Consider the following 11,238-nt stretch of genomic DNA (forward strand, 5'->3'; position numbering starts at 1 on the left):
AATGAGCAAGAAAAAAATATGTTGAGGTTTAAACTTGAAGTTAAAGACAGGTTCGGTATAAAAATAACAGACGGCATGATGAGTAAGGGTAAAAGTTGCAGGACAATTAACAGGACAGCTTAAGTTAGTAAAAGTATAGAGGGGCTCCTTTTAAGGGCTCCTCTATTTTGTGTTATAAATTTTCCTTCTGATATATAAAAAATATAAATACATTGTAAAAGTTCGTGTGCACAGGAAAGGAAAGTAAACTTATATTTTGAATTTTAAAAGAGTTTGTTTTGAAAAAGTCCTAAAATCAAGTGAAATCCAGTTTCTAGAAATACCCCTTAAGTTGCTTTTTTTTGCTCATTATAGTAAAATGAACTTAATAATCTATCTTTTAAAAATTGGGAGTGTAATTAATGTTTGAAGATATAGAATGCGAATACCATATACCTGTGTTGTATCATGAGACAATAGAAAATCTGGTGAAAGATAAAAGCGGAGTCTACCTGGACTGTACCCTTGGTGGCGGTGGGCACTCAGAGGGAATTCTGAAGGCTTTATCAGAAAGCGGAAAACTGATTTCCATCGATCAGGATCAGCAGGCCCTTGATTTTGCAAGGGAAAGGCTGGGGAAGTACGGAAAAAAATGGGAATCTTATAAGGATAACTTTGAAAATCTGGATATGGTTCTGTATCTTGCAGGATATGACAAGGTAGACGGGATACTTATGGATATTGGAGTATCTTCTACACAGCTAGATGACCCTGAGAGGGGTTTTTCCTATAGATTTGATACCAGACTGGACATGAGAATGAATAAAACAGCCAAAGTATCTGCCTATGAAGTGGTAAATGAGTATGAGGAAGGAAGACTTTCTAAAATAATATATGATTATGGTGAAGAACGTCATGCCAGAAAAATAGCCAGGCTTATTTGTGAAATAAGAGCAGAAAAACCTATAGAAACTACCGGTGACCTTGTAGATATAATAAAGAGAGCTTATAAGGGGAAGAGTCCTAAACATCCTGCTATGAAAACCTTTCAGGCAATAAGAATAGAGGTAAACAGAGAACTGGATGTTTTGGGAAATGCCATAGACAAGGCAATAAATGCTCTGAAACCAGGTGGCAGACTGGCTATAATCACCTTCCATTCACTGGAAGACAGAATGGTAAAAAACAAGTTTAAAGAGATGTCGGTAGACTGTATATGCCCGCCGGAACTCCCTGTATGCATGTGTGATAACAAGGCTAAGGTAAAAATAATAACACGAAAACCGATTACTCCAAATGAAGACGAACTGAAATTTAACAAAAGAGCCCGTTCATCTAAACTGAGAGTGGTGGAAAGACTGGGGTAAAAGTATGAAAGAAAAACTGAAAAAGGTATATATAATACTTATAGTTTTTTTGATTGTAAGCCTTCCGATAGTTCACCTAAATTATGTAATACAGCTGGCAAAAGAGCAGGGAGAAGTCAGAAAGCTGAAAAAAATTGTAAATGAATCTGAAGAACTTTATCAGAACAGAAAAATAGAGCTTGAAAACAAGGTTGACCTGGAGAAAATAGAAAAAGAAGCCAGAACAAAACTCGATATGGAAGTATCCAATGAAATAGAGTACTTTAAATTAAAATAAAACCTTATCAGTTGATGGGTTACTTTCGTTGACATTTTTTTTCATACAATATATAATAAAAAAGAACAAAAAGAGGGGAAACAAAATAATATGGTACTAAAAAAGGATCAAATAATAGAATTAGATATAGAAAAGATTATTTTTGGGGGAGAGGGACTGGGTTATTTTGAAAAAATGGCTGTATTTGTTCCCATGTCTGTACCTGGCGACAGAGTTAAGGTTAAAATTATATCTCTCAAGAAGAGCTATGCCAGAGGAATAATAGAAGAAATAATAAAACCAGGTGAAGAAAGAGTAACGGAAAAAGACAAAATTACATTTGAAGATTTTCACGGATGTGACTTTGGAATGCTGAATTACGAGAGTCAGCTGAAATATAAAAAAGAGATGGTAGAAGACGTACTGAAAAAAATAGGCAAACTGGAAAACTGCGAAGTCTATAATACAATGGGTAGTGATTTCCCTAAATATTACAGAAATAAGGTGATAGAACCCTTTGCCCTTAAGAACGGTGAGGTAATATCGGGATTTTTTAAGAAAAAATCCCATGAAGTTTTTGAAGTATCTGAAAATATGCTTCAGTCAAAACTGGCAAATAAGATAATAAAAGAGCTGAAAGAAATACTGAATAAAAAAAAGATACCTGTCTATGACGAGAAAAAACACAGAGGGGTATTGAGGCATGTAATGGTGAGAACCAATTCTTTCGGAGAGGCAATGGTAGTCCTCGTGGTGAAAGGGGAACCTGCTAAGAATCTGAAGAAACTTTTATTTGATCTGAGAGACAGATGTCCAGAGATAAAATCCGCATATATATCCATAAATGATAAAAGAACCAACGTAGCACTGGGAGAAGAAGATATCTACGTATACGGAGATGAGGCTCTGAAAGAGGAGCTCTTTGGTATAAAATTTAATATATCTCCAAAATCTTTCTTCCAAATAAATCTGGAACAGACCAATAAACTCTATGAAACAGCAATCTCATATTTTGATGACGTAAAAAATAAAAATATAGTAGATGCCTATTCCGGAACAGGTACAATAGCCATGATACTTTCCCGTTGGGCTAAAAAAGTCTTTGCTATAGAAATGGTCAAATCAGCCACATCAGATGCAATAAAGACATGTATGGAGAACGAAATTAAAAATATTGATTTTATAAACGGAAAAGTGGAAGAGAAACTGGAAGAACTTCTTAAAAAGAATGAAAAGATAGATGCTATTATTTTTGATCCTCCCAGAAAGGGGATAGAGGAAAGCGTCCTTCACAGTGTTGCAAAAACCGGAATAAATGAGATAGTTTACATATCATGCAACCCTTCGACATTTGCAAGGGATGCCAATGTTTTAAATGAAGTAGGATACGACCTTTTAAAAGTACAGCCTGTAGACATGTTTCCTCAGACGAGCCATATAGAGGTTGTGGGGAAATTTGTAAAACGAACTTAGGAGGAAGCTATGTTTAAATTTATATTCTTTGCAGTTTTGGCATATGTTTTGGGATCAATACCCACTGGTGTAATAATAGGTAAAAAACTAAAAGGTATAGACATAAGGGAACACGGGAGTAAGAATTCCGGAGCCACCAATGCTTACAGGGTTCTAGGTGCCAAGTACGGAGTCATGGTACTGCTAGCAGATGCAGCAAAGGGATTTTTTCCGGTTATGTTTGCAGATCTTGCAGGAGTTGAAGGGACCTTTCTTATACTGGTGGGACTTATAACAATAATAGGACACTCTCTGTCGATTTTTTTAAACTTCAAGGGTGGAAAAGGTGTGGCTACGAGTTTAGGAGTGTTTCTATATCTTGTACCTCAGGTAATGCTGGTGACTATAGGGGTGTTTGTCATAGTGGCGTATTTCAGTAAATATGTATCACTCGCATCTGTTACCTGTGCAGCACTGCTGCCTATACTGACTCTCATCATGCCCATAAGGGAATCGCTAATAAGAATAGAACTTTTCATTATGACGTTTTTGATCGGTGCCTTTGTAATATACAGGCACAGAACTAATATATCTAGACTCATGAATGGAACCGAAAATAAATTTAAATTTAAATAGGGAGATGGATATGAAGAAAATTGTAGTAATGGGCGCAGGAAGCTGGGGAACGGCTTTGGCGGTATTATTGGCAGAAAAAGGGTATCCGGTGACTTTGTGGGAATATAAGAAAGAAAGAGCTGAAAAGCTTCAGGCAGAAAGAGAAAACCCGATGTATTTGAAGGGGGTAAGGTTTCCTGAAACCCTCCATGTGACCTCAGAGACAGAGGGACTATTAGAAGGGTCCCAGTGTGTTGTGTTTTCAGTTCCTTCCCAGGTGCTGAGAGGTGTCATAGCCAATATATCTTCTCAGATAACGCAGGATATTACGTTGGTAAATACTGCTAAGGGCCTGGAAGTTTTGACTGGAATGAGGCTCTCAGAGGTTATGAAAGATGAAATAATGGGTAAATTTCATAAAAATATAGTGGTTCTATCGGGTCCTACCCATGCAGAAGAGGTGGCTAATAAGATACCTTCCACCATTGTGGCAGCTGGAAACCTTGAGAATTCTAAAAAGATACAGGAAATATTCAATACAGGAACCTTCAGAGTGTATATCAATGAGGATATAATCGGAGTGGAAATAGGTGGAGCTGTAAAAAACTGTCTGGCTATTGCAGCAGGAATGGCTGACGGAATGGAATTTGGAGATAATACAAAAGCAGCCCTTATAACCAGGGGAATTGCAGAGATAACAAGATTTGGAGTGGAACTCGGAGCAGAGGAAAAAACTTTCAGCGGTCTGAGTGGTATAGGGGATCTTATTGTGACTTGTGCCAGTAAACACAGCAGAAACAGGCATGTGGGAGACAAGCTGGGAAAAGGAATGAAACTTCAGGCTATACTGGATGAAATGCTAATGGTAGCTGAAGGGGTACCTACTGTAAAGGCTGTTTATGAAAAGTCCAGATCTTGTAATGTATCGATGCCAATTCTTGAAGCAGTGTATAAAGTGCTTTATGAGGATGCTGATGCTAAAGAGATGGTAAAGAAACTAATGGAAAGAGATTTAAAAGGGGAATTTTATTAATCGGTATCTTATTTTAACTAAAACTTAAAAGAAGTGGGGAAGAGATATATGGAAAAAGAAAGAGATTTAGTTTCACTTTATCTTGAGGATATCCGTAGTTATGACATTTTGACGAAAGAAGAGGAGTTAGATCTTCTAATAAGGGCTAAGAGTGGTTGTGAAGATGCAAAACACAAACTAATTCTTTCAAATCTCAGACTGGTTGTAAATATAGCTAAAAGTTACGTCCACAAAGGCATGGGTTTTATAGACCTAATAAGTGAAGGGAATTTTGGACTCATGCATGCCATAGAAAAATTTGATGTAGAGAAGGGATTTAGGTTCTCTACTTATGCTGTCTGGTGGATAAAACAGTCCATAAGCAAGGCAATCATAAGCAAGGGAAGAGAAATAAGAATCCCATCATATAAGCACGATCTTTTAAACAAGGTAAATAAATTCATAATGGAATTTGTAATGAAAAACAGTGTCTATCCAAATATAGAGGATATAGCCCTTGGACTGGATATAACTCCTAAAAAGGTGCAGAAAGTCATGCTTGAGTTTCAGGATCTTTTGTCTTTAAACGCATCCATAGGAGATGACATATTCTTAGAGGATACTATCAGTCAGCCTGACGAAGAATCTCTAGAAGATGAAGTATTAGGTGAGATAGGTAGAAATGAGATAAATGACATGTTAGAGGTCTTAAAACCCCGTGAAAAAGAGATATTAAAACTGAGGTATGGACTTGACGGTTATGAAATCCACACTCTAGAAGAGATAGGGAAGAGTTTCAGTATAACCAGAGAGAGAGTCAGACAGATAGAGAAAAAAACTCTTCAGAAGCTTAGAACAAAGTTCAGTGAAGAGTTGAAACCATATCTTTTTAAATAGTCTCTAAGCAGGAGGGAAAAATTTGAATATCAAGGTAGACAGGCAAGAATTTTTGAAAACATTGAGAATAGTAGAAAAAGCAGTAGCTGAAAATAAAATAAGACCCATAATTTCTTGTGTATATCTAGAGGCACAGGAGGACGGAAAGATTGTTTTGAGGGGTACAAATCTCGAGCTCACTATAACGTCTTTTATGGATGGAGAAATATATGAAAACGGTAAGGCGGTCTTTTCTTATCAACTGGTGGAAGAGTATCTAAAGGAGATTTCTGACAGGGATATAAATCTAGTGGTAAAGGACGGCCTTCTGATTATAGAGACATCAGATTCAGCTTCTGAGTTTTCTGTGATGGATCCTGAAGAGTATCCGAGAATAAAAGATAGTATAGAGGGCTCTGGTATGGTTTTTTCCAGAGAAAAACTTGCTGAAATGTTTGAAAAAACAAAGTTTGGTGCTTCTAGCTCCACTGATAATTTATCCATTAACTGTGTAAGGGTGGAAATAGAAGATCAGAAGATAAAAATGATCTCCTCTGACACTTACCGTCTGGTGTATCTAGAAGACCATACAGAATATGAAGGCTCTCTCAAAGTAAGTATTCCTCTGACTACGGTAGAGGCTCTGATAAAAACCCTACGAACCCTGGATGAGGAAAATGTGGAATTTAAATTTGAAGAAAACCAGGTTTTCTTCAAAGTCGGGAATTCTATGGTTTTAAGCAGGGTTATAGATCTGCCTTTCCCTGATTACAACGGAATAATGAAGTCAGTATCTCATAATAAAAAGGTATCTGTGGACACTGAGGAGTTTTCTAAGGTGCTGAGAAGAGTTCAGATATTTGTAAAAAATAATAGTGAATCTAAATATAGTGCTATATTCAGTCTGGATAAGGGAAACCTTTATGTAAGCGGAGTATCAGAAACTGCCAAAGTCAATGAGCATATAGAGGTTGAGCAGGATGGGGAAGATGTGAGGATCTCCCTAAATGTAAAATTTCTCTTAGACTTCATACAGCATCTGGATAAGAGTGACAGGTTAATAATTGATCTTTTAACTTCAAATAGTGCCATACAGCTGAAAAACAGTAAAGATGAAAAATATTTATATATAGCTATGCCTTTAGCCCTAAGAGATTAAGCAAGTCTGCAGACTTGCTTTTTTCATTGTTTGAAAAGGGAAAATAAATATGCTATACTAAATATGATAAAAATTACGAGGGGAATAAGAAAATGGTCAAAATTTTACTGTTAAAAATAGTTTATATACTCTATTATTTTGCCTATATTATAGCGAGAAAATTTAATAAAAACAGATGTGAAAATAATTTTGTTTCAAAGAGCTTTATAAAGTTTAATAACAGACTGGCCATCAAGAGAAGCAGAAAGAAAGAGATAAAAAAAATAGCCCTTCTGCTTCCTCACTGTATTCAAAATTATTCATGTCCTTATAAGATAACTTCTGATATAGGAAACTGCAGAGAGTGTGGTTTGTGCAAAATAGGGGAAATATCTAAATTTGTAAAGATGAAAAATGCCACGGTAAAAATAGCTACAGGTGGTACTTTGGCAAGACTTTTTTTGAAAAATGAAAAACCTGATTTTGTAGTAGCTGTGGCATGTGAAAGGGATCTGGTTGCAGGGATATATGATTCATTTCCAATGATGGTCTATGGCATATTCAATGAGCTGGATAATGGACCCTGTATGAATACAAATGTATCTCTAGAAGACATAAAAATAATTTTTGATTTAGTTGGAAAAAAATAGCTAAAACACAGTCTAACATGGGTAACTACAATGATTTTGAGGGGGATCACATCATGAAAAAAAAGCTGACAATCATAGCTTTTCTGATTGTTCTTAATACAATGTCTTTTGCAGGGGAAAAAGAGGACATAAAGTATATAGATGAATTGTATAAAGCTAAAAACTATAAGGTAGCAGTTCTTGAACTGGAAGGTTTTTTGAAAAACTATCCGAAATCTAAATATATGCAGACAATACAGGAAAGGCTGGCTAAAACTTATTTTCTGGAAAAAAATTATGAGAAATCTAAAAAATATTTTGATATTCTCCTTGCAAATTACAGGCTGAAAAACAGAGAAAAGGATGAGTTCTATTATTATCAGACTGTCAACTGTGCTTATCTGGGGAAATTTGATGATGCAGCGGCTTATCAGAAAAATCTCGATGAAAAGGGAGAATACCGTGATAAGGCTGTCTATGAACTGGGGAAAGAATACTATAATTCCGGGGAATACAATAAGGCCCAGCTTGAGCTTTCAAAATTACTAAGCACAAAGGGAGAGTACTATGACAAGGGGATACTATATCTTGCTTTGTCATCTTACAATAACGGACAATATGTCAAGAGTATAGTGTATCTTGATGAGTATTACAAGGGAACTGAAAAAGACAAGAACTATCCTCTGATGAACTATATCTATGGGTCGTGCTATTATAAAATGAATGATATTGTAAAAGCAGAGAGATATTTTAAAGAGGTATCTGAAAAATACCCTTCTGATACTTATGCACAGCGTAGTCTCCTTTCTCTTGTATCCATATACAGAGACTTGAAAAATGAGCCTGAAATGATGAAAGCTGTGTCAAAACTGAAAGGCGGACAGGAAGCTAAAACTGCATACAAGCTTGTGGCGGAATATAATCTCAATAAGGGGGAGTATTCTAAGTCGGCAGAATATTATGAAAAAATAGTATCAAAGTCAGAGGACGCCAGTGTACTCTATGGATATGCTTATTCTCTATATAAGAAAGGTGAGAAAAACAGATCACTGGACTTTTTTAAAGACCTGAAAAATACTGAATATGAAGATGATGCTATTTATTATTCAACTTTAATAAATTATGAGAAAAAGAATTATAATGGAGTTTTAGATCTGACTAAGGATTTGAATGGCAGAGATGTAAAACCTGCCTATAGTGACAACATTTATCTTATGATGGCAAGCTCCGCTTATGAAACTGGAAAATATAAACTTTCAAGAGATTACTATATGAAGGTTTATGAAAATTCATACAGAAAAGATGAACTTTATAAAATTATTGTGGTGGACAGCAAAATAGGAGATCTGAAAGATCTTGAGATCCGTTTTGAAGAGTATAGAAAAACCTTTGTAAGGGACCAGCAGTATAAAAAAGATGTGTATCTGGCTGTGGGGGCTTCGTATTACGGTGCAGGGAAAATCAGCAAAGCTGAAAATGTCTATGAGGAATATCTCAAAAACAATAGAGATGACGAGATCCTCGGAAACCTTATAGCTATACTTCTAAATGATAAGCAGTATGAAAAAATGGAAAAATATCTGAACATGCAAAATGCATCTTCTGAAAATACATATCTTAAGGGAATAGCTTCTCTCGGGATGCTAAAATACCAGGATGCTGAAAATCACTTTAAAAAAGCAGCTGAATCCGGGACGAAGGAGATAAAAGAAAAAGCTCAGTATAACCTGATGAAAACTTATTTTTCATGGGAAAAGTATTCTGAAGCTGTAGAAACAGGGGAAAGTTACCTGGGGAAAGGATACGGGAAAAATCAAGGCGATGTCCTGGATAAAATGGCTCTTTCGTATTTCAGAATGGGAGAGTATGAAAAGAGCAGAGAGACCTATGATAAGCTGAAGGGTATAGAGGGCTATAGTGACTACGCACTTTTTCAGACTGGAGAAAGTTTTTACAGCGAAGGAGATTATAAAGAGGCTTCTAAAATCTACAGGGGAATATACAGTAAAAATCCAAAGGGGCAATATGCTGAGGACTCACTTTACTGGGAGATAAATTCACTTTATAATCTTGAAGAGTTTGAGCTTTTGAAAAAAAGTTCTTCAGAATTTCTAAAGAACTATAAAAAAAGCAGCTACAGAGGGAACGTAATGCTCCTTAATGCTGATGCAAATATGGCTTCTGAAAATTTTGAAGGTGCAATAGCTACATATAAAGAGCTCTATGAAACTACAGAAGATGCTACTCTAAAGGAAAACGCAGCAGCAAAATTAACAGAAATACACTACGAGAGCAACAGCCTGGATGAGGCAATCCTATGGGCAGACAAGATTTCTGAGAAAAATAAAGCAAGCTACTGGAAAGCAATAACCTATGAGAAAAAAGGTGAGGTGGCACTGGCTCATGCTGAATACAAAAAACTTCTTGAAGATGAAAAATACAAGGACAGAGCAGCATTTAATCTGGCAAATTATTATTTCAAAAAAGAAAATTTTGAAGAGTCAAAAAAATATTATGAAATAGTGGACAGAAGTAGCGAGAGCAAATATAAGGATACTTCGGCATTTCAGCTAGGTGTAATCTATGAAAAAGAGGGAGACTACAACAATGCCTTAAGAATGTTTACGAAAGTAAATCTTTTGTATAAAGACAGCCCGCTGAAAGAATCTTCAGTAATTAAAATCGCCGTTGCCTATGAGGCTATGGGTGATGAAAAGGAAGCTAAGAAAAGCTACAACGACTTTTTAGAACAGTATAAAGAGTCTAAATTTAAAGATTTTGCATTGGAAAAACTTATCAGTATGAATTTAAAAGAGGATAAGAAAAAGGAGGCTGTTTCATATTACGAGGAGCTGAAAAAAAGATCACCTGAGAAGTCAAAAAAATATATTGAATATTTTGAGGAGGGGAAAAAACAGTGAAAAAAAAATTAGTATTTTTAATGTTAATGCTGTCTTTTGTTTTTTCATATGGGCAGGAAGGTACAGCTGAAATTAGCCAAGAGGTAACAGGAGTCAGTCTAGAGACTCTAGAAAGCGGAAAAGAGATAACAGGTATTGAATATATACAGGATGAAGCTCTGAATAAGGTAGATGCAAATCTGAAAACTAATGAAGTACAGCAAAGTAAAGAAAAACTGAACCTTGCAAAACAACAGGAAAATAATAAAGATCTTGAAAATGAACTGTCAGAAGATATGGCATCAAATAAGTCTATCTGGAAATATATTTTAGGGGCAGTAGTTGTTATTTTAGGAGTAGCGGCGTTTTAGTTTTAATCGTCTTTTAAGGAGGAATCAAAAATGGTATGGATACAAAACGGCGGGATACTTATGTATTTTATTGCGGCCATGTCAGTAATAGGATTAGCAGTGGTAATAGAAAAGAGTATTTATTTTGCATCAAAAGAAAAAGGGAATTTTGATGATATAAAATGGAATGTGAAAGAGTATATAGAGAAAGGTGACTATACAGGAGCCTTTTCCCTTCTGGAAAAGCGTGAATGCTCTACATATAAAGTGCTGAAGGAGCTACTGCTTCAGTGTACTAAAAATAAAGATTGTAACATAGTACACATGGAAGAAAAAGCCAGGGAGGTAGGTCTTGCACAACTTCCTAGACTGGAAAGGGGTATGTGGTTACTAGGTATAGTGGCACATACTACGCCTCTTCTGGGATTACTAGGTACAGTTACAGGGATGATACAGGCTTTTCATGCTATAGCATCATATGGGACAGGAGATCCTTCTGTACTTGCTGAAGGGATATCTAAAGCCCTTATAACAACAGCAGGTGGACTGACTGTGGCAATACCAGCGGTGATTTTCTATAACTATTTTAACAAAAGGATAGATACTGTAATAAACAACATGGAAAAGTCTAGTGTTGAAATGATCAACTTCTTTAGAAAGTAGG

11 protein-coding genes are annotated in these 11,238 nt (G+C 35.9%); all 11 read left to right on the forward strand.

The genetic code is table 11. The features are described from left to right. The first annotated feature begins 401 nt into the window (after positions 1-401). Positions 402-1,346, forward strand: a complete 945-nt coding sequence (rsmH, locus tag ABZA26_RS01880) for a 16S rRNA (cytosine(1402)-N(4))-methyltransferase RsmH (RefSeq protein ID WP_372712825.1) — start codon at positions 402-404, stop codon at positions 1,344-1,346. A gap of 4 nt (positions 1,347-1,350) precedes the next feature. Next, the gene (locus tag ABZA26_RS01885) at positions 1,351-1,623 is read left to right on the forward strand and encodes a hypothetical protein (RefSeq protein WP_372712826.1); all 273 of its coding nucleotides are present in this window, start codon (positions 1,351-1,353) and stop codon (positions 1,621-1,623) included. A gap of 90 nt (positions 1,624-1,713) precedes the next feature. Further along, positions 1,714-3,075 carry a 23S rRNA (uracil(1939)-C(5))-methyltransferase RlmD gene (gene rlmD / locus ABZA26_RS01890; protein ID WP_372712827.1) on the forward strand — a complete coding sequence of 454 codons (1,362 nt, stop codon included), beginning with the start codon at positions 1,714-1,716 and terminating at the stop codon, positions 3,073-3,075. A gap of 9 nt (positions 3,076-3,084) precedes the next feature. After that, positions 3,085-3,690: a glycerol-3-phosphate 1-O-acyltransferase PlsY gene (plsY, locus tag ABZA26_RS01895; protein WP_372712828.1), complete on the forward strand. Its 606-nt coding sequence runs from the start codon at positions 3,085-3,087 to the stop codon at positions 3,688-3,690. A 10-nt stretch (positions 3,691-3,700) separates the two neighbouring features. Beyond that, positions 3,701-4,702, forward strand: a complete 1,002-nt coding sequence (locus ABZA26_RS01900; RefSeq protein ID WP_372712829.1) for an NAD(P)H-dependent glycerol-3-phosphate dehydrogenase — start codon at positions 3,701-3,703, stop codon at positions 4,700-4,702. Positions 4,703-4,750: 48 nt separating this feature from the next. Further along, positions 4,751-5,578 (forward strand): RNA polymerase sigma factor RpoD/SigA, encoded by an 828-nt coding sequence (locus ABZA26_RS01905; protein ID WP_372712830.1) that lies wholly within the window; start codon positions 4,751-4,753, stop codon positions 5,576-5,578. 22 nt (positions 5,579-5,600) lie between these two features. Further along, complete coding sequence (gene dnaN, locus ABZA26_RS01910) at positions 5,601-6,716, forward strand: DNA polymerase III subunit beta (protein ID WP_372712831.1); 1,116 nt, start codon at positions 5,601-5,603, stop codon at positions 6,714-6,716. Between the two features lie 92 nt (positions 6,717-6,808). Beyond that, the gene (locus ABZA26_RS01915; protein WP_372712832.1) at positions 6,809-7,345 is read left to right on the forward strand and encodes a DUF116 domain-containing protein; all 537 of its coding nucleotides are present in this window, start codon (positions 6,809-6,811) and stop codon (positions 7,343-7,345) included. Between the two features lie 53 nt (positions 7,346-7,398). After that, positions 7,399-10,245: a tetratricopeptide repeat protein gene (locus ABZA26_RS01920; protein WP_372712833.1), complete on the forward strand. Its 2,847-nt coding sequence runs from the start codon at positions 7,399-7,401 to the stop codon at positions 10,243-10,245. Continuing rightward, on the forward strand, positions 10,242-10,595 hold the full coding sequence (locus tag ABZA26_RS01925) for a hypothetical protein (RefSeq protein ID WP_372712834.1): 354 nt from the start codon (positions 10,242-10,244) through the stop codon (positions 10,593-10,595). Before ABZA26_RS01920 ends, ABZA26_RS01925 begins: the two co-directional genes overlap by 4 nt. A 30-nt stretch (positions 10,596-10,625) precedes the next feature. Then, the gene (locus ABZA26_RS01930; RefSeq protein WP_372712835.1) at positions 10,626-11,237 is read left to right on the forward strand and encodes a MotA/TolQ/ExbB proton channel family protein; all 612 of its coding nucleotides are present in this window, start codon (positions 10,626-10,628) and stop codon (positions 11,235-11,237) included. Position 11,238 lies beyond the last annotated feature (1 nt).

This window comes from Ilyobacter sp., assembly GCF_041583315.1.
Classification (GTDB): domain Bacteria; phylum Fusobacteriota; class Fusobacteriia; order Fusobacteriales; family Fusobacteriaceae; genus Ilyobacter.

Coding starts and splice junctions, on each gene's coding strand:
- rsmH (WP_372712825.1), top strand. CDS start 402: ATGTTTGAAGATATAGAATGCGAATACCATATACCTGTGTTGTATCAT.
- ABZA26_RS01885 (WP_372712826.1), top strand. CDS start 1,351: ATGAAAGAAAAACTGAAAAAGGTATATATAATACTTATAGTTTTTTTG.
- rlmD (WP_372712827.1), top strand. CDS start 1,714: ATGGTACTAAAAAAGGATCAAATAATAGAATTAGATATAGAAAAGATT.
- plsY (WP_372712828.1), top strand. CDS start 3,085: ATGTTTAAATTTATATTCTTTGCAGTTTTGGCATATGTTTTGGGATCA.
- ABZA26_RS01900 (WP_372712829.1), top strand. CDS start 3,701: ATGAAGAAAATTGTAGTAATGGGCGCAGGAAGCTGGGGAACGGCTTTG.
- ABZA26_RS01905 (WP_372712830.1), top strand. CDS start 4,751: ATGGAAAAAGAAAGAGATTTAGTTTCACTTTATCTTGAGGATATCCGT.
- ABZA26_RS01915 (WP_372712832.1), top strand. CDS start 6,809: ATGGTCAAAATTTTACTGTTAAAAATAGTTTATATACTCTATTATTTT.
- ABZA26_RS01920 (WP_372712833.1), top strand. CDS start 7,399: ATGAAAAAAAAGCTGACAATCATAGCTTTTCTGATTGTTCTTAATACA.
- ABZA26_RS01930 (WP_372712835.1), top strand. CDS start 10,626: ATGGTATGGATACAAAACGGCGGGATACTTATGTATTTTATTGCGGCC.